At 71.1% G+C, this 21,502-nt stretch carries 19 protein-coding genes and 2 pseudogenes; 15 read left to right on the forward strand and 6 right to left on the reverse strand.

The window, feature by feature from the left end; translation table 11 throughout:
• Positions 1-115 precede the first annotated feature (115 nt).
• From Pflav_RS38900 to Pflav_RS38960, 15 genes and pseudogenes are all read left to right on the forward strand, one after another.
• A complete protein-coding gene (locus Pflav_RS38900; RefSeq protein ID WP_173041572.1) occupies positions 116-1,384 on the forward strand; it encodes a cytochrome P450 in 1,269 nt (422 codons plus the stop codon).
• A 112-nt stretch (positions 1,385-1,496) separates the two neighbouring features.
• Positions 1,497-1,937, forward strand: a complete 441-nt coding sequence (locus tag Pflav_RS38905) for a helix-turn-helix transcriptional regulator (protein WP_173041573.1) — start codon at positions 1,497-1,499, stop codon at positions 1,935-1,937.
• A gap of 836 nt (positions 1,938-2,773) precedes the next feature.
• Positions 2,774-3,427: pseudogene (locus Pflav_RS46795) on the forward strand (nitrate- and nitrite sensing domain-containing protein); the annotation flags it as partial.
• A 606-nt stretch (positions 3,428-4,033) separates the two neighbouring features.
• Entirely contained in the window at positions 4,034-4,870 is an 837-nt protein-coding gene (locus Pflav_RS46800; protein WP_269474653.1) for a sensor histidine kinase, read from the forward strand.
• Positions 4,795-5,268 carry a hypothetical protein gene (locus Pflav_RS38915; protein ID WP_173041575.1) on the forward strand — a complete coding sequence of 158 codons (474 nt, stop codon included), beginning with the start codon at positions 4,795-4,797 and terminating at the stop codon, positions 5,266-5,268. Before Pflav_RS46800 ends, Pflav_RS38915 begins: the two co-directional genes overlap by 76 nt.
• Positions 5,265-5,669, forward strand: a complete 405-nt coding sequence (locus Pflav_RS38920) for a roadblock/LC7 domain-containing protein (protein WP_173041576.1) — start codon at positions 5,265-5,267, stop codon at positions 5,667-5,669. The genes Pflav_RS38915 and Pflav_RS38920 overlap by 4 nt, the downstream gene beginning before the upstream one ends.
• A 43-nt stretch (positions 5,670-5,712) precedes the next feature.
• Positions 5,713-6,888, forward strand: coding sequence for an ABC transporter substrate-binding protein (locus Pflav_RS38925; RefSeq protein ID WP_173041577.1), 1,176 nt, complete (start codon positions 5,713-5,715; stop codon positions 6,886-6,888).
• Positions 6,889-6,895: 7 nt separating this feature from the next.
• Positions 6,896-7,771 (forward strand): branched-chain amino acid ABC transporter permease, encoded by an 876-nt coding sequence (locus Pflav_RS44350; RefSeq protein WP_197938851.1) that lies wholly within the window; start codon positions 6,896-6,898, stop codon positions 7,769-7,771.
• Positions 7,768-8,718 carry a branched-chain amino acid ABC transporter permease gene (locus tag Pflav_RS44355; RefSeq protein WP_197938852.1) on the forward strand — a complete coding sequence of 317 codons (951 nt, stop codon included), beginning with the start codon at positions 7,768-7,770 and terminating at the stop codon, positions 8,716-8,718. The genes Pflav_RS44350 and Pflav_RS44355 overlap by 4 nt, the downstream gene beginning before the upstream one ends.
• A 3-nt stretch (positions 8,719-8,721) precedes the next feature.
• Positions 8,722-9,438 carry an ABC transporter ATP-binding protein gene (locus Pflav_RS46805; protein WP_173041578.1) on the forward strand — a complete coding sequence of 239 codons (717 nt, stop codon included), beginning with the start codon at positions 8,722-8,724 and terminating at the stop codon, positions 9,436-9,438.
• Complete coding sequence (locus Pflav_RS46810; RefSeq protein ID WP_173041579.1) at positions 9,438-10,166, forward strand: ABC transporter ATP-binding protein; 729 nt, start codon at positions 9,438-9,440, stop codon at positions 10,164-10,166. Before Pflav_RS46805 ends, Pflav_RS46810 begins: the two co-directional genes overlap by 1 nt.
• A 6-nt stretch (positions 10,167-10,172) precedes the next feature.
• Positions 10,173-10,613 (forward strand): class I SAM-dependent methyltransferase, encoded by a 441-nt coding sequence (locus Pflav_RS38945; RefSeq protein WP_173041580.1) that lies wholly within the window; start codon positions 10,173-10,175, stop codon positions 10,611-10,613.
• Positions 10,574-10,960 carry a hypothetical protein gene (locus Pflav_RS38950; protein WP_173041581.1) on the forward strand — a complete coding sequence of 129 codons (387 nt, stop codon included), beginning with the start codon at positions 10,574-10,576 and terminating at the stop codon, positions 10,958-10,960. Before Pflav_RS38945 ends, Pflav_RS38950 begins: the two co-directional genes overlap by 40 nt.
• A gap of 436 nt (positions 10,961-11,396) precedes the next feature.
• Positions 11,397-13,177, forward strand: a pseudogene (locus Pflav_RS38955) (glycoside hydrolase family 6 protein).
• Positions 13,178-13,277: 100 nt separating this feature from the next.
• Positions 13,278-15,944 carry an EAL domain-containing protein gene (locus tag Pflav_RS38960; RefSeq protein ID WP_173041582.1) on the forward strand — a complete coding sequence of 889 codons (2,667 nt, stop codon included), beginning with the start codon at positions 13,278-13,280 and terminating at the stop codon, positions 15,942-15,944.
• Here Pflav_RS38960 and Pflav_RS38965 read toward each other — a convergent pair.
• From Pflav_RS38965 to Pflav_RS46820, 6 genes are all read right to left on the reverse strand, one after another.
• Positions 15,934-16,731, reverse strand: coding sequence for an alpha/beta fold hydrolase (locus Pflav_RS38965; RefSeq protein WP_173041583.1), 798 nt, complete (start codon positions 16,729-16,731; stop codon positions 15,934-15,936). The two genes, Pflav_RS38960 and Pflav_RS38965, sit on opposite strands and share 11 nt — an antisense overlap.
• On the reverse strand, positions 16,728-17,582 hold the full coding sequence (locus Pflav_RS38970) for an SDR family oxidoreductase (protein ID WP_173041584.1): 855 nt from the start codon (positions 17,580-17,582) through the stop codon (positions 16,728-16,730). Before Pflav_RS38970 ends, Pflav_RS38965 begins: the two co-directional genes overlap by 4 nt.
• Positions 17,575-19,035, reverse strand: a complete 1,461-nt coding sequence (locus tag Pflav_RS38975; protein ID WP_173041585.1) for a flavin-containing monooxygenase — start codon at positions 19,033-19,035, stop codon at positions 17,575-17,577. The genes Pflav_RS38970 and Pflav_RS38975 overlap by 8 nt, the downstream gene beginning before the upstream one ends.
• 84 nt (positions 19,036-19,119) lie before the next feature.
• Positions 19,120-19,506 (reverse strand): VOC family protein, encoded by a 387-nt coding sequence (locus Pflav_RS38980; protein ID WP_173041586.1) that lies wholly within the window; start codon positions 19,504-19,506, stop codon positions 19,120-19,122.
• Positions 19,507-19,549: 43 nt separating this feature from the next.
• The gene (locus tag Pflav_RS46815) at positions 19,550-20,611 is read right to left on the reverse strand and encodes a LamG-like jellyroll fold domain-containing protein (protein WP_232072429.1); all 1,062 of its coding nucleotides are present in this window, start codon (positions 20,609-20,611) and stop codon (positions 19,550-19,552) included.
• Complete coding sequence (locus tag Pflav_RS46820; RefSeq protein WP_232072431.1) at positions 20,605-21,381, reverse strand: metallophosphoesterase; 777 nt, start codon at positions 21,379-21,381, stop codon at positions 20,605-20,607. The genes Pflav_RS46815 and Pflav_RS46820 overlap by 7 nt, the downstream gene beginning before the upstream one ends.
• Positions 21,382-21,502 lie beyond the last annotated feature (121 nt).

Below are 21,502 nucleotides of genomic sequence, written 5' to 3' on the forward strand. Positions count from 1 at the left end.
GCAACACGCAACTTGCATCTATTGAGCGCACGTGAACCTCGAATTGCGTATCAAGAATGGCTATTGACTAATGCCTCCGCGGTATCGCACGGTAGAAGTCCCGAGGAGGCAAGGCATGGAGCTCAGGCCGTTCTCTGGCACCTATCTAACCGACCCGGCCGCTATTTGGCGGGATCTGCTCGACGGCCCCGAGCGGGTGCATTACGCCGAGGATCTCGGACTGTGGTTGATCACCAGACACACTGATGTGCGCAACGCGCTGGGCGACAGCGAAGCATTCAGTAACGCGTTGACCCTATTGCCCATTTATGACATGTGTCCGGAGGCGCTGTCGATCGTCATGGAGATCGACGCTCCGCCGACCACCGCGGCGGCCGATGCGCCGACGCATACGCGCACTCGCCGCGCGCTGCGGGCGACGTTCCCGAACACGTCCGCACGTGTGAACGAGCAGTACGGCGCCATCGTGCGCCGGCGCGTCGACGAGCTGGTGTCCCGCCTTGTCGCCCGGCGGGGCACCGTCGTCGATCTTGTTTCGGACTTCGCGGCCGAGCTGCCGCTGCTGGTCATCGTCGACCTCCTCGGGGTGCCAGCGGAGGACGTGCCGGCGATCAAGAACTGGTCCGACGGGCAGATCGCGCTGATCTGGGGACAGCCCGAGCCGGAAGAACAGGTGCGCCTGGCGCGTGGCCTGCTCGACTTCTGGCGGTACTGCCAGAAGCTCGTCACCCTCCGTGTCCAGGACGCGGACGCAGGCGACGACTTCATCAGCAAGGCGCTGCGCTACCGGGCCGGCGACGACGAGATCCTGACCGAGAACGAGGTCGCCAGCTTCGCCTTCAACCTCCTGGTGGCGGGGCACGAGACCACGTCCGGCCTGATCGCGCACGGCCTGGACAACGCGCTGTCGGTCCCCTCCCGGTGGGAGCGGCTGGTGGAAAACCCGTCCGGCGTCGCCGCCTTCGTGGAGGAGACCCTGCGCTTCGGCCCGGCGATCGACGGCTGGCTCCGGGTCACCACGCGCGACGTGGCGATCGGCGATACCACGATCCCGGCCGGTTCCCGCTGCCTGCTGCTGCTGGGCGCGGCCAACCGCGACGCGGCGACGTTCGCCCACCCGGACGTCTTCGACCCGCACCGCGCGGACGTGCGCGAGCACCTGTCGTTCGGTTACGGACCGCATTTCTGCATCGGTGCCGCGCTGGCCCGGCTGGAGGCGCAGGTGGCGCTCACCCACCTGACCGCGGCTGTACCCGGGTTGCGGCTCGCGCCCGAGCACGCCAGTTCGTTCAAGCCGAACGTGGGATTCCGGGCGCACAACGCATTGCCGGTCTTCGTTGAGACCTTCGCCCAGATGGACGATCGGACTCCGCGCGCGGCCTGACTGGCCGTAACGATCCAAATCGATCATTTGGGGTAGCTATCCAGAGGTCGGCCCGGCCGCCAGAATGGGACCGGCGGATTCTCTAATGGCCGGGTCGACTCGAAGGTGACACATGGACCGTGCACCATCCGATGCTGCCCCCGATCCGATGGCAAGTCGGCGGTTTCGTGGCGAGCTGCGGCGCTGGCGCACCCGCAAGGGGATGACCCAGCGCGCGCTCGCCGACCGCGTCCGCTTCAGCCGCGAGACAGTGGCCGCGGTCGAGTCCGGCCGGCGCTACGGAAGCCGCGAGCTGGCGGTCCGCTGCGACGAGGTGCTTGGCACGGGCGGCCTGCTCGCCTCGCTCTGGCCTGACGTCGCCCGCGAGCAGATGGCCGCGGACGGACGGCGCGGACCGCGCGAGCGCGCCACACCCCGCCGGCACACACCCGCCGACGACATCGTGGCGATGATCGTCGACAACGGCGCGCGGCGCGGCCCCAGCGAGGTCGTCGTCGAGCTAGACGACCTGCGCACGGCCATCGACCGCGCCCTCAGCCAAGGCCACCGCTAGCACCAGTTTCAATCCTGCCGGCCCACGCCGCGCACAGCCGCCGTCGGGCAGCTCCGCGCGGGCATCGAGCTGCTCCTCACCCGCGCCCACGCCCGACCCGGCTTGGCGGAGGCAGCAAAATCCCTGATTTTGCTGCTTCGAGCGCGGTGTAAGGCAGCAGAATCAGGGATTTTGTCGGGATCTTGATTGGTGCGGTGACGGAACGCGGCGGGGTGTGCGCACGGGGCGGTTTGCCCCGGTGGGCTTGGCGCGCGGAGCTGGCAGCGGAGGTCGGGGGGTCGGCGAGCGCTAGCGAAGCCGGCCGCCCGACGGAGCGGTGCCCGCGGGAGCAAACGGTCCGCAGGTGACGCGGACCGGGGCAAATCTCTCAATGTGTTGATCGACGGTGGGCAAGTGGCGCCACTCGAGGCTGTGCACTGAGAGTGATTGCGGAGAGTGGTTGATCCTCTTCGAGCGGTACAGATGTGGGTACCGGTTCGTCTCGCCACGGGTAACCCCGTTTGTCGCACCCCATGTGCGACCGGAGGGGAATTGCGAGCTGCAACGTGCACATGGAACTGTGCCGACCACCCGTGGGAGTGAATCTTGGCGTCCGGTACTAAAGCCCATGCGGCCCGGCCGGGACCTCGGCAGCGGGGCTGGAAGATCGCATCTCGGATGCGGATCATCGTGGCCGCGCCCTTGGTCGCCGTCGTCGGCTTCGCCGGCCTGGCGCTGGCGGGCAGCGTCCAGCAAGCCGAGCGGGCAAGTGACCTCGGCGTCCTCGCGCGCCTCGGCGCCGACGCGGGCGCCCTGGCGTATCAGTTGCAGCGCGAGCGAGTCTCCGCGGCCGATCTTCTGGCCACCGGGGCACCCGACAAGAGGACGCGTACGCGAAGCAGACGGCGGAGACGGACCAGGCAGTCGCCCAGTATCGGCGGCAGCGGGCCCTCGTGCCGTCCGTGCCGTCCAGCACCGCTGCCGTCTTGCAGCGGATCGACGGATCAATCAACGACCTGGGGCCGTTGCGGGCGCAGGTGCGCACCGCGGCGAACGCCTCGGTCTCTGCCATGACCTTCAGCTACCGCATCATCATCGCGGACCTGCTGGCATACCGGGAGGCGACCGCGCAGGGCGTCGAGTCGGCGGAGATCGCCGACCAGATCCGTGCCTCCTCGGCCCTCTCCAAGGCCGGCGAGTCCGTCGGCCAGCAGCAGGTCGCGGTCATGCGTGCGTTGGCCGCCGGCCAGCTGACGCCGGCGATGCAGCAGGACATCACCGCCTCGCGCACCGGCTTCACCGAGAACAGCCTGACGTTCCTCAGCCTGGCCAGCCCCGAGTGGCGGGTCTGGTGGGAGCAGGCCGGCAGCGGGCAGGAGATCGTCGGCCTGCAACGCCTGCAGGACCAGGTCTCCCGGGCGGAAACGGGCGCCAAGCTGCGGGTATCCACCGCAGACTGGATCGCCGCGACCCAGTCCTGGGCCCGCCGGCTGTACGAGGTGCAGCAGCGCGTCGACGCCGCGGTCTTCGACGAGATCGACGCTGCGCGCGTGGACGAGCGGCGCAACGCGATCCTCGAAGGGGCCGCGATGGCCGTGGCGCTCGCCCTGACCGTGCTGGTCACCTGGGCGGTCGCCCGCCAGATCACAAACCGCCTGCGGCGGCTGCGGGACGCGGCGAACACGGTCGCGTTCGACGAGCTGCCCGCGATGGTCGAGGAGCTGCGCCGGCCCGATGCCTCGGTACACCCCGAGATGCTGGCCGCGCAGGTGACCACCAACCTGGACCGGGGCAGCGGCGACGAGATCGGCGAGGTGGGCGAGGCGTTCACCGCGGTACACCGTGCCGCTGTCCGTACCGCCGCCGAGCAGGCCGTCATGCGGGCCAACACCGCGAAGATCTTCATCCACCTCAGCCGCCGCGAGCAGCGCCTGGTGGACGCGGTGCTGGCCCAGGTCGACCTCGTCGAGCAGGACGAGACCGACCCCGATCGGCTTCAGCGGCTGTACACATTGGACAACCTGGCCACCCGGATGGGGCGGATCAACGCCAGCCTCCTGGTGCTCGGCGGCGTCGGCGTCGGTCGCATGCGGCAGGACGACGTACCGCTGTCCAAGATGCTCCAAGCCGCGCTCTCCCAGATCGAGCACTACGAGCGGGTACGCCTCGGCGTGGTCGACACCGACGTGGCGGTCTCCCGGGACGGGGTGGACGAGGTCGTGCACCTGCTCGCCGAGCTGATGGACAACGCGACCACGTACGCCCCGCCGGAGAGCGAGACCTGGGTGACCGCCCGGAGCCTCGGCGACCGGGTCATCGTGCAGATCAGCGACGAGGGCGTGGGCCTGCCCAAGGAGCGGCTGGCCCAGCTCAACCACCTGCTGCGCCAGCCGCCGGCGATCGACGTCGCCGCGGTCCGGGCGATGGGTCTCGTCGTGGTCGGCCAGCTCGCCATCCGCCTCGGCGCGACGGTGGAGCTGCGCCCGGGCCCGCGGCTCGGCACGATCGCCGAGGTCGCGCTGCCGGGCAAGCTGATCCGCCCGCTGCCGGAGGACGAGGAGCTGCCCAGCGCGGGCCACTCGCCGCTCTTCGGGAGCCCGCTGGAGGCCAGCATCCGCATGGACGGCCCGATCCCGGTCAGCCCGGCGCCGGCCGGCATGCAGATCCCGCTGCCGCGTACCCCGCACGCCGGACCGTTGCCCGGGAATGCCCTGCCCCCGGAAACAGCGGCCTGCACGGTCAGAACGGTGGGCTGCACGGCCAGAACGGTGGCCTGCACGGGCAGAGCGGCGGGCTCCAGGGGCAGAACGGCGGGCTCCCGGCTCGCGGCGGTGCGGCCCAGGGCGCCAGCCCTGTGCTTCCGCCCAAGCCGCCCGCCTTGCCACCGCCACCGGACCCGATCGCGATCCAGGGCCGCGTACCGGTACGGGAGATCGACCAGACCCAGGAGCTGATCATCTTCGAGCAGGTCAACAGCTGGTTCCGGGCTGATCACGGCGTCGGGCTGGAGCAGCGAGAAGTCCCGCCGAGCACCCCCATCCCCGCGGTCGAGTCGCCGGTCCCGCCGGCCGTGACCAACTGGAGCACTCCCGGTGACGACGGTTGGCGCGCGGCGTCCCAGCTCGAGACCCCGAAGGCGGTCGGTACCACTCGCACCGGCCTGCCGATCCGGAAGCCACAGGCACACCTGATCCCCGGCGCGGTCCCGCCCAGCGGCGACCAGGGCCGGGCGGAGCGTCGCGACCCCGCGCAGGTCGCGTCCGCCATGTCCGCGTACGCCCGCGGTGTCGCGGGCCGCCGTCCCCTGGCCAACGCCTCACCCAACAACGACGCGACAGGAGAGCCTTCGTGACCAACGTGAGAGACCTCGGCTGGATGCTGGACAGCTTCGCCGAGCGTGCGCCGGACGTCAGCCACGCCATCGCCATCTCGGCGGACGGGCTCATGGTGGCCGCCACCCGCGCACTGCCGCCGGACCGGGCCGACCAGCTCGCGGCCACCGGCAGCGGACTCGTCAGCCTCCTGCGCGGCGCCGCCGCCTTCTTCGACGCGGGCGCGGTGATCTCCAACGTCACCCAGCTCGAAGGCGGCTTCATGTTCTCCATGGCCTTCAACGACGGTGCGTCGCTGCTCGTGCTGGCCACCCCCAACTGCGATGTCGGGAAGGTCTCGTACGAGATGACGGAGCTAGCCAACCGCATCGGCGACGCCCTCACCCCGGCGGCGCGCTCAGCCCTCACCCACACCCGCTGAACCGAACCACCCCCGGTCCTTTCAGCCCGAACACGGAGTACCCATGCGTATCCAGAAGATGACCGCCGCGCTGATTGCCCTCGGCTTGGCGGCCACCGGAGCGACGGCCTGCGGCGGCGACAGCAGTGCCGCCAGCGGCACCCTCAAGATCGGCCTGCTCGCCTCGCTGTCCGGCACGTACCAGGCGATCGGTACGGACATCCGCGACGGCTTCCAGCTCTACCTCAACATGCACGGTGGTCAGCTGGGCGGCCATCCGGTCGAGCTTGTCGTGGCGGACGAGGGCGACGGCGCGCCGACCGCTGTGCCCGCCGCCACCGACCTGGTCAAGAAGCACAAGGTCGTCGCGCTCACCGGCGTGGTCGGCGGTGGCTCGGCCGCGGCGATCCAGCCCGTGCTGGGCCAGGCGAAGATCCCGTTCATCGGCTCCAACGCCCGGCCTGTGCTGAAGGACGTCACCTACAACTGGGTCACGTCGTACCTGTCGCAGGAGACCGGCGCGGCGATCGCCCAGTACGTGAAGGACAACGTCAAGGGCGAGGTGTACGCGATCGGCCCGGACTACCAGGGTGGCTGGGACCAGCTACAGGGCTTCACCGACGCGTTCGCCAAGGCCGGCGGCAAACTCGCCAACGACGACGGCAAGACGCTGTTCACGCCGTTCCCGGCCACGAAGAACTTCACCCCGTACTTCGCGAAGATCAAGGCCTCTGGCGCCACGGCGGTCTACACGTTCTACGCGGGCGCGGCGGCGATCGACTTCGTCAAGCAGTACTCGCAGTCGGAGGTCAAGGGCCTGCCCCTGTACGCGGCCGGCTTCCTGACCGAGGGCGGCGTGCTCAACGCGCAGGGTCCCGCCGCCCGTGACGTCTACTCGGTGCTCAACTACTCGCCCGACCTCGACAACGCGCAGAACCGCGAGTTCGTCGCCGCGTGGAAGGCCGACCACGACGGCCCGCCGACCACGTACGCGATGGCCTCGTTCGACGCGGCCGCGGTGCTGGACAAGGCGATCGGCGCGGCCGGCGAGAGTCCGACCGCGGAGAGCATCAACAACGCCATCGCCGGCCTGGGCCAGATCGAGAGCCCCCGCGGTGCCTGGCAGTTCTCCAAGAAGACCCACTCGCCGGTGCAGAAGTGGTACCTGCGGCAGGTCCGCCCGGACGGCCGCGCACTGTCCAACACGGTCGTCGGCGACCTGGCGACGGTCGGCGAGTAGCTGAGTGATGGGTGAGCTGGATCCGTACCTGATACCGGCGCTCGACGGCGTCGCGTACGGTCTGCTGCTCTTCGTGGTGGCCGCGGGCCTTGTGTTGAGTTTCGGCGTCGCCGGGATCCTCAACCTGGCCCACGGCACCCTGTACGCGATCGGCGCCTATGTGGCGGCGTGGCTGGCCGACGGTGGCTGGGCCGCGGTGCCACTTGCGCTGGTCGCCGGGGTGGTCGCCGCGGCGGCCGCCGGCACCGCGCTGGCCGGGCTGCTCACACCGGTACGGCGCGGTGACCACCTGACCCAGGCGCTGCTGACCTTCGGGCTCGCGCTGGCCGGCGGGAGCCTGCTGGTCAGCGCGTTCGGCCCGGACGACCTGCCGGTGCGGGTACCGGCCGCGCTGGACCGCCCGATCGACCTCGCGGGGCACTCCTACGCCGCGTACCGGCTCGTCTTCATCGTGGTCGCCGCGGTGATCGCGGTTGGCCTGTACCTGGCGGTGACCCGCACCCGCGCCGGCATGCTGGTGCGGGCCGCCGTCGACGACCCGCAAATGGTGGCTTGCCTCGGCGTCAACCCGACCCGTGTGCGGGTCGGTGTGCTGGCGGTGTCCGGCGCGCTCGCCGGGCTGGCCGGTGTGCTGGGTGCGCCGATCATCGGGCCGGGGCCGACCACCGCGGCGACCGTGCTGCTGCTCTCGCTGGTCGTGGTCGTGCTCGGCGGCCTCAACTCCGTCGGGGGCACGCTGCTCGCGGCCCTCGCGGTTGGCGAGATCCAGACCCTCGGGGTCGCTCTGCTCCCGACGGCCGCGCCTTTCCTCTTGTACGCGGCCATGGCGCTGATCCTCGCCGCCCGCGCGCAGGGCCTCCTCAGGCGATGGAGTACCGCATGAAACGGCTCCTCCTCGTCCCCGCCGTCGCCTTTGCCGCGGCGTTGCCTTGGCTTGTCGACGACTACACGACGGCGACGCTCGCCCGGCTGCTCGTGCTCGGGCTCGTCGGCGTGAGCGTGGCGCTGCTGACCGGCGTGACCGGGCTGCCCACGCTCGGCCAGACCGCCCCGTTCGCCGCCGGCGCGTACGCGGCCGCCCAGCTCGGCCTGCACGACGTGGCCAACGAGCCGGTGCGGCTGCTCGCGGCGGCCGGGGTGGGCGCGGCGTTCGCGCTGCTCACCGCGCCGCTCGTGGTGTACGCGCGGGGCGTGATCGTCCTGATGATCACGCTGGCGATCGGCGAACTGGCGATCACCGTGGCCAGCCGCTGGAAGTCGGTGACCGGCGGCACGGACGGGCTGATCGCGGCCCCCACATTGGACACCGACCGAGCCCGCTACCTGTACACCCTCGCGGTGGTCGTCGTGCTCGTCGCGCTTGTGCTGCTCGCGCTCCGCTCGCCGGCCGGGCTCCTGCTGCGGGCCAGCCGCGACGACGAGGCACGCATGCGGGCCAGCGGCCACCCGGTGACGGCGTACCTGACCGGGGCGTACGCGGCGGCCGGCGGGATCGCCGGCGTGGGCGGGGCGCTGCTCGTCACCACCCAGCAGTACGTCTCGCCGGCCGACTTCAGCTTCGACACCGCCGCCCTGCTCCTGCTGGGGGTGGTGATCGGCGGCGCCGGGTCGATGCTCGGCGCGGCCGCGGGTACGGCGTTCGTCTTCGCCGCCCGCGACTGGCTCTCCGGCCTGCTGCCCGGGCACGCGCCACTGCTCCTCGGCGCGCTGTTCGTGGTGACGGCCTACCTCCTGCCACGCGGGGTGGCGGGATTCGACTGGCGCCGCCTTGGCCGGGCGGCGCGGGCGGCTTCGCCCGGCGCCATGAGGCGTAGAAACCAGGAGGCGTAACACATGGCGGACATCCTGATCACGGAGGCACTCACCCGGCGGTACGGCTCGCTCGTCGCCGTCGACCGGATCGACCTGCGCATCGCGCCGGGCGAGCGGCGCGCGATCATCGGGCCCAACGGCGCCGGCAAGACCACGCTGCTCGACCTGGTGGCCGGCGCGATCCGGCCGAGCGGCGGGCGGATCCGGTTCGACGGGCGGGACATCACCGGGAGCGGGCCGGCGCGGCGGGCGCGGCTGGGGATCGGCCGGATCCACCAGCGCCCGGCGGTGTGGCCGTCACTGACCACATTGGACAACGTGGCGGTGGCGGCGGCGCAGTCGCGTGGCGGCGTAAGGCGTTCCCGTCGCCCGGCCATCGAGCTGCTCGACCGGCTCGGCCTCGCCGACCAGGCCGGGGTGGAGGCGGCGCGGCTGTCGCACGGGCAGCGGCGCCAGCTGGAGATCGCCATGGCGCTGGCCGGCGAGCCACGGCTGCTTCTGCTGGACGAGCCGGCGGCGGGACTGTCCGCTGTGGAGTTCGAGCGGCTCGGCGAGGTGCTCCGCGACCTGCCGGAGGGCATGACCGTGCTGCTCGTCGAGCACCGGCTGGACCTCGTATACGCGTTCGCCGACGTGGTCACCGTGCTCCGCGACGGCCAGTACGTGGTCAGCGGTACGCCGGACGAGATCCGGATGTCGCACACGGTGCGCCAGGCGTACAGCGGGGCGGTGGCCTGATGGCTTTCGCGCTCCGCGTCGACGGGCTCTACGCCGGCTACCACGGCGGGCGGGTGCTGCACGGCGTGGGGCTCGGCGTCGAGGCGGGCACGGTGCAGGCGCTGGTTGGCCGCAATGGCGCGGGCAAAACCACGCTGGTACACGCGATCGCGGGCTTGCTCCGCCCGTACTCCGGCGTGGTGGAGATCGGCGGCACGGACCTGGCCGGCCGCCCAGCGCATCAGGTGGCGCGGGCCGGGGTGGGCATCGTCCCGCAGGGACGGCGGGTCTTCCCAAGCCTGACCGTGGCCGAACACCTCAAGCTCGCCGCGCGTCACCAGGAAGGTCCGATGTGGACCATCAAGGGCGTGCTGGAGCTGTTGCCCCGCCTGGGGGAGCGGCTCAGCCACCGGGGCGACCAGCTTTCCGGCGGCGAGCAGCAGATGCTCGCGATCGCCCGGGCGCTGCTCACCCAGCCCCGGGTGCTGTTGCTGGACGAGCCCTCCGAAGGGCTCGCCCTGGACCTGGCCGCCCGGGTGCGCGGCCTGGTCGCCGACCTGGCCAGAGCCGGACTGAGCCTGCTGCTCGTGGAGCAGCGGCTCGACCACGCGATCGAGGTGGCGGACCGGATCGCAGTCCTGGATTACGGGCGCGTGGTCTTCGACGCGCCAACCGCGCAGGTACGCGCGGATCCCACGACCGTCCAGTCGTTGCTGAGCATCGACCAGCCACTACCGCAAAGGAGCTGACCGAACGTGCCGACCGGCTACTCGTTCGACAACCACGCACCCGAGGCCGACGCCCAACTGGCCACACTGGAGGCGTTCCTCGACCCGCTGACGGGCGCCCGCCTCCGTCCCCTCATGCGCGCGGGTGCGACCTGCTGGGAGGCCGGCGCCGGCGGCGGCTCGGTCGCCCGGCTGATGGCCACCGCCGTAGGCCCCGAGGGCAACGTCGTCGCCTCCGACATCGACCCGTCGCATCTCGCGGCCACGAACAACCTCACCGTGGTACGGCACGACGCCCGTACCGAGCCGGCTCCGGCGGGTGGCCCGTACGACCTGATCCACGCCCGCCTGCTCCTGCTCCACCTGCCCGAGCGCCGCAAGGTGATGGCCGAGATGGTCCGCGCCCTGGCCCGGGCGGCTGGCTGGTGGTGGAGGAGTTCGACTGCACGGCACCGCTGCGCGTGCTGACCGCGCCGTCGGACGACGCGGCGAAGCTCTTCCAGCAGGTGATGGAGGCGATCCTGGGCGTACTGCACGACCGGGGCGCGGACCTTGCCTGGGCGCAGGACGTGCACACGGAGATGGTGCGCGCCGGGCTCACCGAAGTGGACACCGTCACCCACTCGCAGAGCTGGACCGGCGGCTCGGCCGGTGCGGCGCTGCACGACATCAACTCCCGCACCCTGGAGCCGCGGCTGCTGGCGGCGGGTATCTCGCTGGACCAGCTGCGCGCGTTCCGCCAGCTCTCGCGCGACCCCTCGTTCGCGTCGCTCTCGTACCAGTTCGTGTCCACCCGTGGCCGCAGGCCGCTGTAGCTCCTCACTTCCCTCACTCTTCTCGTCGCGCGCGGGGCCGTCCTCCGGCCCCGCGCCGTGCATTTCCGGGGCCGGATGTATCGAGTCGCGCCGATGCGTCCGATCTGTCGTGTTGGCGGAAGGCCTGCTAGGAATCGCTTTCTTGCCGCGCTGCTTGTGCGTGGGAGCCCTCCCATGCAAGACTCGCTCTACGCATTCGGGGAGCCGATGCGAGTGAGCTTCGCCAGGGCACGCGGGCCGGCCTCCAGCCGCTCCGCACGGCGGACCACTGCCCCCAGTCGTCAGGCTGGGCGGGTTTCTCCATCTCCAGCTTGCCTTCCGGGCCGGCGAGCTACCCGTTAGGCGTGCCTGCGGCGCGCGCGTCCGCAAACGCCCGCGGCCCGCCACGCCAGAGCCTCCCGCTCTGGTGCCGCGCGACGAAGTAGGAGTAACAGGAATGAGACTCGTCTCGAGTCGTACCCGGAAGCAGCGTCTCGCCATTGGCGCGGTCGCTGTGCTTGGCTTGGGCGGCCTCTCGGTGATCCAGGCTTTGCCAGCCAGCGCCGCCGCGGGTTGCAGCGTGACCTACACGGTCACCAACTCATGGAACACCGGGTTCCAGGGCAACATCGTCATCCGCAACGTCGGTGACGCGTGGACCTCGTGGAACCTCACGTTCTCGTTCGCCAACGGCCAGCGTGTGACGCAGGGCTGGAGCGGCCGCTTCACCCAGAGCGGCACCGGGGTGACCGTCGCCAACGAGTCGTGGAACGGTGCCGTCCCCAACGGCGGCACGGTCAACCCCGGCTTCACCGGCAGCCACACCGGCACGAACAACAACCCGACCGCGTTCTCGGTCAACGGTGTGGCCTGCACCGGCACGACCAACCCCACCACCGGTGGGCCGACGGGCAACCCGACCACCCGCCCACGACGCCGCCCACCACCCCTCCCACGACGCCGCCGACGTCGAACCCGACGACCCCGCCGCCCGGAACGCGCGTCGACAACCCGTACGCGGGTGGTCGGGGCTACGTGAACCCGGAGTGGAAGGCCAAGGCGGAGAGCGTCTCCGGTGGTAGCCGGATCTCCAGCAACCCGACCGCGGTGTGGATCGACCGGATCGCCGCGATCGAGGGCACCAGCGGCAGCAGCTCGAACGGCCCGATGGGCGTCGAGGACCACCTGCTCGAGGCCGTGCGCCAGGGTGCGTCGTACATCCAGTTCGTGATCTACAACCTGCCCGGCCGCGACTGTGCCGCGCTGGCGTCGAACGGTGAGCTCGGCCCGACCGAGATCGACCGGTACAAGACGGCGTACATCGACCCGATCGCCGCGTACCAGAACGACGCGCGGTTCCGGAGCCTGCGGATCATCAACATCATCGAGATCGACTCGCTGCCGAACCTGATCACGAACGTGGCGGGCCGGGCGACCGAGACCGCGATGTGCAACACGATGAAGTCCAACGGCAACTACGTCGCCGGCGTCGGGTACGCCCTTGGGAAGCTCGGCGCGATCCCGAACGTGTACAACTACATCGACGCCGCGCACCACGGCTGGATCGGCTGGGACGACAACTTCGGCCCGACCGCCGAGCTGCTGGCCACCGCCGCCCGCGCGCAGGGCAGCAACATCGCCAACGTGACCGGCTTCATCACCAACACGGCCAACTACTCGGCCCTCCAGGAGCCGTACATCACGGTGACCGAGCAGAACCGCCCGTCCAAGTGGATCGACTGGAACCGGTACAACGACGAGCTGAGCTTCGCTCAGGCGTTCCGGAGCCGGCTCGTCCAGGCCGGGTTCCCGTCGAGCATCGGCATGCTGATCGACACGTCCCGCAACGGCTGGGGCGGCTCGGCGCGTCCGACCGGCCCGCGGACCACGGGCACGCTGGACGAGCAGATCAACGGTTCGAAGATCGACCGCCGTATCCACAAGGGCAACTGGTGCAACCAGAGCGGCGCCGGCCTCGGTGAGCGGCCGCGGGCCAACCCGGCCACCGGCATCGACGCCTACGTCTGGGTCAAGCCCCCGGGCGAGTCGGACGGCTCCAGCACCGAGATCCCGAACAACGAGGGCAAGGGCTTCGACCGTATGTGCGACCCGACGTACGGCGGCAACGCCCGTAACGGCAACAACGCGACCGGCTCGCTTTCCGGCGCGCCGATCTCGGGTGCCTGGTTCCCGGCGCAGGTTACGCAGCTGATGCAGAACGCGTACCCGGCCCTGTAAGGCAACAGTGATGCGGTCGCGGGGTCCGGGCGTCATGCCCGGGCCCCGCGGTCATTCGCGATTGCCGGACGGCCGCCACACGCTCGGCGTAGCCTCGGACGTGTCGGGAGATCTGACTCTGGGCGTGCTGACGCCCTTTCTCGGTGGCTGGTACTTCGGCGGGTTGCTGCGCGGCATCTCGCGCGTCGCCGCGGTCGAGGGCGGCACCGTCGTCGCGGTCCAGACCCTGGACGCCGGCACCAACCAGACCGAGGTGCGGGAGCCGGTCGACCTGCCGTACCCGGTGGCCTGGCAGCGGGTGTCCGGCTTCCTCGTGATCATCAACGCGGTGCGCCCGAGCTACCTCGCCGCCGCCCAGGACAGCGGCAAGCCGGTGGTCATCATCAGCCACGAGCTACCGGACCTTGACTGCCCGGTTATCGCGCCGGACAACGGCACCGGCATCCACGAGGCGGTGGGCCACCTGGTCGGGCACGGCCACCGGCGGATCGCGTTCGCCGGCTACCTCGGCGCGAAGGACATCCGCCAGCGGTACGAGGCGTACCGCGACGCGCTCCGCGCGCACGACATCGAGCCGGACCCGGGGCTGCTCTTCCCGATCGAGGACAACCAGATGTCCAGCGGGGAGGCCGCCGCCCAGGTCCTGGTCGGCGCGGGCATGCCGGCCACCGCGGTCATCACCGGTACCGACGCGAACGCGATCGGGCTGATGCAGGGCATGCGCGCCGCCGGCTACCGGGTGCCGGAAGACCTGGCCGTGATCGGCTTCGACGACGTGCGCGGCGCGCAGTACAGCCTGCCCCGCCTCACCACCGTCAACCACCCGGTCGACACGATCGGCCGTACCGCCGCCGACCTGCTCGTACGCCGGATCCGCGGCGAGCCGGTGCCGAACGGTACCCGGCACGTGCACACGTCGCTCGTGGTCCGCGAGTCGTGCGGCTGCCGCCGGAACGACGTCACCGAGCCGCCCGCCCTCCAGCCACTGACCCGGCTGGAGGCCGAGGGGCGGGCGCACTTCCGCGAGCGCACCCACCTTCAGGGCATCCTCAGCAAGCAGTACGTGGTGAGCATGGACCTGCTCCGCGCGCACGAGGAGGACCCTCGGCGGCTGGGCTGGCTCGGCCGCACCAGCGCACGGGCCGGCTGCCTCGGCCTGTGGGCCGACCGCGTGCGCCCCGACCCGGCGCTTGACGTTGTCGGCTTCTACCAGCGCGACAAGCCGGGTGCCACAGCCTCGCTGATGATCCCGGTCAGCGAGTTTCCGCCGGCCGACCTGCTCGACGTGGCGCGGCAGGACGTCGACGCGGTCACGTTCGTGGTGCCGGTCAAGATGGACGGCAGCGACTGGGGCCTGCTGGCGGTGGTCGACGCGGTGGAGACCCGTACCGGTACCGGCCGCGAGCCGATCAACCACTGGGCCGCGCTGCTCACCGTCGCGCTCGACTACCAGCAGGTGCTCGCCACCCTCCGCGAGCAGGAGGAGCGGCTGCGGTTCGCCGCCCAGTACGACCACCTCACCGGCCTGCCCAACCGCGCGCTCTTCCTGGAACGGCTCCGCGCGGCGATGGGCGACGGCCACGAGTTCGCGGTGCTCTTCGTCGACCTCGACGGGTTCAAGGTGGTCAACGACAGCCTCGGCCACGCGGCCGGCGACGCGCTGCTGATCCAGGTGAGCAACCGGATCTCGCGCAGCCTGCGGGAGCGGGACACCGCGGCCCGGTTCGGCGGCGACGAGTTCCTGATCCTGCTCGACGGGGTCGCCGACCCGTACACGCCGACGCAGGTCGCCGAGCGGCTGCACGCCGCGCTGGCACCGCCGTTCCGCCTCCAAGGGCAGGAGGTCGTGGTGACCGTCTCGATCGGCATCACGCTCGGCGGCGCCGGGTCGGCGGACGCCGAAGACCTGGTACGCGACGCGGACATCGCCATGTACTGGTCGAAGTCGCAGCGGAAGGGCTCGCACGCGCTCTTCGACGTCGCCATGCACGCCAAGGCGGTCGTACGCCTGCAGATCGAGACCGAGCTGCGCCGGGCCATCGAGCGGGGCGAGCTGGAGGTGCACTACCAGCCGATCGTGCAGCTGGCCACCGGCCGTACCCGTGCGTTCGAGGCGCTGATCCGCTGGCGCCACCCCACACGTGGGCTGGTGCTGCCCACGGACTTCCTCGCGGTGGCCGAGGAAACCGGGCTGGTGATCCCGATCGGCCGCTGGGTGATCGCCGAGTCGTGCCGGCAGCTTGCCGCGTGGCAGCGTACGCCCGGCCGGGGTGACCTGCGAATCAGTGTGAACGTGTCGAACCGCCAGTTCTGGCAGGGCGGGCTTGTCGACGACGTGGCCGAGGCGCTGCGGGTGTCCGGGCTGCACCCGCGCAACCTCGCCTTCGAGATCACCGAGGGCGTGATCATGAACAACGTCGGGCTGGCCCGCAAGATGCTCGAGGACCTGCACAACCTCGGCTGCGAGCTGCACATCGACGACTTCGGCACCGGGTACTCGTCGCTGGAGGCGCTGCACCGGTTGCCGATCGACGCGCTGAAGATCGACCGTTCGTTCGTGGCCCGGCTCGGCATGGACTCCAAGAGCAGCGCGCTCGTGCACGCGATCGTGCTGACGGGCGGCAACCTCGGCCTCCAGCTCATCGCGGAGAGCATCGAGACCGAGGAACAGCGCGACCACCTGCTCCGCCTCGGCTGCGCGTACGGCCAGGGCTATCTCTTCTCCGCGGCGGTCCCCGCCGCGGAGGCCGAACAGCTCATTTCCTAGCCGAGTCCGCACCCGTGGTCGCGAGGATCACCGACGCGACAAGGTCGGGGTCGTCGCTCATCGGTACGTGGCCGCAGCCGGGCAGGTCGATGTGGCGGGCCTCGGGCAGCGCGACCCGCGCCCGGGCGGCTTGGCGGTAGAGCAGGATCATGTCGCGGGTGCCCCACGCCACGGTCACCGGTACGGTCGGCGAGCCGCGGTACAGGTACGAGCGGCCGGCCCGGGCCACCGCGTGGAATGCCGGACCGTTACGCAGCGCGAGCGCGTCGGAGAGGGCCACCTCGGCGGTGATGCCGCTGGCCCGGGCGACGAACATGCCGAAGCAGAGCGCGCGAAACGCACCGTACCGGAACATCGCCCGCATGATCGGCTGCGGCAGCCGCGTGCCCCACCGGTGCGCGGTGAGCGTCCCGATCGCCCAGCGCAGCTCGGCCGGGGTCCAGAAGCCGGCGGGGGACAGCGCGGTCGCCGACGAGACCAGGCCGGCGCCGGCAAGCTCCAGCGCGATCGCGCCGCCGAGGCTGTTGCCGGCCACGTGCGGCCGATCCAACCCCAGCTCGGCGATGAACGCCGCGACCCCCTCGACCGTCTTGGCCATGTCCTGCGGCAGCCCGTCGGCGGGCATCGGCGACAGGCCGAAGCCGGGCAGGTCGATCGCGATCACGTCGTGCACCTCGGCGAGCCGGTCCAGCACCGGCAGCCACGCCTGCCAGTGATGGCCGATGCCGTGCAGCAGCACCAGCGGCTCGCCTGCGCCGCGCCTCTCGTAAACGACCTTTGCCGTCATCGCCCACCTCCGTGCCGGCCGAACGCGCGCCCGAGCGTGCGGACCTGTTCCTCCAACCGGGGTACGGCAGTGCGCGCGCCGTGCCCGATGACCGCGTCGCTGAGCGGGCTGACCAACAGCGAGCGGGCCGCCTGCACCAAGCCGACCACCCGGGGGACATACACCCGGCGCCGCCGTCGCTCGATCGCGTCGACGAACGCCCGCGCGCACGCCTCGACCGAGGTTACCGAGCCGATCGGCCACGGCAGCCTGCGCAGCGTCTCGCGGAAGTGGGGCAGGTCCTCCTGCACGTCGCGCACCAAGTCGGTGTCCACAAAGGACATGTGCGCCGTGCCCACCGCGACCCGGCGGTGCCGCAGCTCCAGCCGGATCGCGTTGCCGAACTGCTCCACGCCCGCCTTCGACGCGCAGTAGGCGGCCATCCCGGGCAGCGCGGCGAACGCGGCGGCCGACGACACAAGCAGGCAGTAGCCGCGGCTGGCGATGAGATGGTCGACGGTGGCGCCGACCGTGCGCATCGCGCCGACGAGGTTGACCTGCACGGTGTGCGCCATCGCCTCGATGTCGCCGACCGCGATCGTGCCGAGCGGGGCGACGCCCGCGTTGGCCACGACCGCGTCGATCCGCCCGTACCGCTCCACCGCCGCCGCGGCCGCTCGGTCGAGCGCGGACTGGTCGGTCACGTCAGCCTCGAACCAGGCGCCGCCGGTCTCGGCGGCCACCGCGGCGAGGCGCTCGGGCTCCAGGCCGACGAGCACCACGGTCGCGCCGCGGGCCGCGGCCAGCCGTGCGGTGTGCTCGCCGATGCCACGGGCGGCGCCGGTGATGAAGAGGACCTTGCCGTCAAGCACTGGCCACCACCTGGTAGTGCGCGGGGTCGAAGCGGCGGGTGCGCAGCCGGTACGACCACGTGTAGCCGGGCCAGATCGCGGAGACCCGGCCGGTCGTGTCCTTGTACCAGCTCTCGCAGCCGCCGGCCAGCCACACGGTACCGGCCATCTTGCGGTCCATTGTGGAGACGAAGGCGCGCTGTGCGGCCGGCGTCGGCTCGATCGCGGTGGCGCCGGTCCGGTCGAGGTGGCGCAGGGCGCCGAGCACGTACGCGAGCTGGCTCTCCATCATGAACACCACCGACGTGTGCCCGGTGCCGGTACCCGGGCCGAGCAGCAGGAAGAGGTTGGGGAAGCCGGCGACGGTCGTACCGAGGTACGCCTCCGGCGAGCCCTGCCACACCTCGGCGAGAGTACGCCCGTCCCGGCCGCGGATTAGCTGCGCGATCGGAATGTCGGTGACGTGGAACCCGGTGCCGAAGATGATCGTGTCGACGGCGCGCTCGGTGCCGTCCGCGGTGACCACCGCGTCCGGCCGTACCTCGGTCACGCCACCGCTGACGACCTCCACATTGGACCGCGTGAGCGCGGGGTAGTAGTCATTGGAGAGCAGCACCCGCTTGCAGCCCATCCGGTAGTGCGGGGTGAGCCTGGCCCGCAGCGCCCGGTCCGGCACCTGGCGGCGCAGGTGGGCCCGGGCCGTCGACTCGCCCAGCCGCATCACGACCGGCTTGAGGAAGCCGGTGGCCTGGGCCTCCCGCGCCCAGTAGACGCCGGTGCGGGCCAACCGCTGCAAGCCCGGCACCGCCCGGAACGCGCGCTGCTCCAGCCGGCTGATCTGCCGGTCGGCCTTGGGCATCACCCAGGGCGGCGTGCGCTGGAAGAGGTACAGCCGCTCGACGTCCGGCGCGATCGCGGGTACGAACTGGATCGCGGACGCGCCGGTGCCGACCACGGCGACCCGGCGGCCGGTCAGGTCGAGGTCATGGCGCCACCGGGCGGAGTGGAACACCTCACCCGTGAACCCCTCCAGCCCGGGCAGCTTCGGCTGGGCCGGCTCGCAGAGCGGACCGGCCGCGGAGATGAGCACGTCCGCGCTGAGCGTGCCGCGGGAGGTCTCGACCACCCACCGGCCGCCGTCCCAGGCCGCGCCGCGTACCTCGGTGTCGAGCTGGAGGTGCCGGTCCAGGCCGTACTCGGCGACGCAGCGGCGCAGGTAGTCCCAGATCTCCGGCTGGCTGGAGAAGCTGCGGCTCCACCCCGGGTTGAGCCCGAAGGAGAACGAGTAGAGGTGCGAGGGTACGTCGCAGGCGCAGCCGGGGTATGTGTTGTCGCGCCAGGTGCCGCCTACCTCGGTGCCCCGGTCGAGCACGACGAAGTCGTCATAGCCCCGCTGTTTGAGCCGGATCGCGGCGCCGAGGCCGCCGAAGCCAGCCCCGATCACCGCGATCCGGTAGTGCCGTGGGCCCGCCATCCTCGGAAAGTTACCATCGGGTAACGCGCCGGGGAAGGGCGGCATTTCTCGATCAGGCCGGGGCTTGCCCGGCTGGCGGGTCTATCAGGTCGTTGCCGCGTTTTCCCAGAGCCCGACGACGTTGCCCTCGGTGTCCTTGAAGTAGCCGACGAACCCCATGTCGCCGACCGCCATCTTGCCGGCCACGACCTTGCCGCCGTGCTGCTCCGCCGTCTCGAGCGCCGCGTCGACGCTGTCCACGCCGATCGTCAACGTCGGCGCCGATACGGGGGACTGGCGTGCGGTCAGCCCGCCGTTGATGGCGCCCGACTCGGTGGGCATGCCCTGCTCGTCGGTGGGCGTGGTGACGACCATCGTGTACGCCATGTCCGGCATTGGAGTCAGCTGCCAGCCGAAGGCCTCGCGGTAGAAGGTCTGCGCCCGTTCCATGTCGTCGGCGGGCATCTCGAAGTGAACAACTCGACCGTTCATGCTGCGTACCTCCCTCGGAGCCGACTCTATGCCCGGCAACGGGTCACGCGTTGAGGAATGCGCTCACTGGAAGCGGTCGACTGACGATCCGGATGTCGCCGAGCCAGCCGTAGAAGCCCTGCTCGATGATCCGGTCGTAGTGGTACGCCCCGACGAACCACGGCTCGCCGGAGGCGGCCAGCCCGATCGCCGGCGTCGACGGGTTGCGCAGGAGCTCGGCCCCGTCGACGTACAGCGTGGTGGTCCGCCCGTCGTTGACCACCGCGACGTGGAACCACTCGTCGGCGCGCATCTCGTGTCCCCAGTTGGTGGAGATGCCGTTCTGGTTGCCCGGGAACACCGCCCACTGGAGGGCCATGCCGTCCGACATGCTGAGCGTCGCGAGCGGCTCCGACGGGTCGCCACCGGTCTTGCCGGCGTCCTTCCCGGCGCCCATCCGGCAGAGGATGCTCATCCAGGCGTGGTTGATGGACCGCACGTTGGCCGGGAGCTTCACGAACGCCTCGATCGTGTAGCCGGACTCGAACGTGGCAAAGTTGAGCGGCGCGCCGGCGGCCGTGCTCAGGTACGCGCCCCGCGCCGGCTGCTTCGCGCCGTTGAAGAAGAGGCTGGCGTGTGCGGGCTGGTCGGGGTGGTGCGCGTCGGTCCAGCGCAGCGCATCCGCCGGGCTCCCGCCGAGCGTGACCCGGGTGAGGTGGTTGCCCAGCCCGGAGAGGTCGTCGATGCGGAAGCCGTCCGGCACGGCGGTGCCGTCCGCCCGCCCCTGGTCAAAACGCCAGTACGCCACAGTGCCGCGAACCAGCATCGGCTTCGCCGGGCGGGCCGGGCGGACCGGTACCGGGGCGAACCCGGCGAACCGCTCGGCGAAGTCGATCGGCACGCTGAACCGGTTGTTCGCGTCGGTGAGCTCGATCTCCTGCCGCTCCAGCGCGTTGCGCCGGCTCGGGTCCTGGCCGAGGATCCACGGCGAGATCGTCTCCACGTCGATCGTGTTGCGGTCCAGATCGAAGTGGTACAGCCGGAGCATCGCCCCGCCGCCGTAGTAGCGGTCCTGGTAGTTGGTGATGTGCACGTGCACGTCGTGCCCGGCGTCGTTGGTCAGCACCGAGTCCGCCGGCGGCCAGAAGTGTCCGTTGATCGTGAGGAAGATCTGGTCGCTGCTCTTGACCAGCCGGTCCAGAGCCGCTGCCCGTGCCCGGAGAGGACCGCCTTGCCGGGCTCGTTGCCCTGGATCGCCAGCTCGTGCGTGGTCAGGATCGCCGGCGTACGTGGGTGCGCCGCGAGCACGCCCTTCACCCACTCCAGCGTGCCGTCCGAGGGGCGCCAGTCGAGCGCGAAGAGCAGCCACTCCCGGCCGGCCGCGCGGAAGATGTGGTACGTGTTGTACCCGTCCGGGGTGGCACCGCCGAACGTCGACAGCGGGCGGAAGCGCTGCGGGCCGAAGACGTCCAGGTACGGGCTGGGGCCGCGCTGGTCGGTGGTACGCGAGTCGATGTCGTGGTTGCCGGCGAGCACGCTGTATGGCACGCGCCGCCGGTCGAAGAGCTCGAACACGTCGCCGGCGCTGGCGAGTTCGTCGGCCGCCGCGTTTTCCACTATGTCGCCGAGGTGCGCGGTGAAGACGATGTTCTGCTCGGCGCGGTGGTCCATGATGTAGCGCAGGGTAGCGGTGAGCGGAGCCGGGTCGCCGCGGTCCTGGTCGAAGAGGTACTGCGTATCCGGGATGACGGCCAGCGTGAACTGGGCGCTGGACGAGTCACCGCCCTTGTGGGCGAAGGCCGGCGCGGTGCCGGCAGGCGCGACGGTGGCCACGGTGGCCGCCGCCGCGCCCAGCCCCACGCCCTGCAAGAGGCTACGTCGAGAGGTAGTTGCCATAACCCTCATCCACCCCCACCCCAACAAAGAAAGATCACGCGCTGCGCTCAACACCTGCCAAACCCTGCGTGAACCCCAGCGTTGTTGATCAGGGAGTTGGTGAGCGTGTCGTGCGGCGATT

The organism is Phytohabitans flavus, from assembly GCF_011764545.1.
In the GTDB taxonomy this organism is placed as follows: domain Bacteria; phylum Actinomycetota; class Actinomycetes; order Mycobacteriales; family Micromonosporaceae; genus Phytohabitans; species Phytohabitans flavus.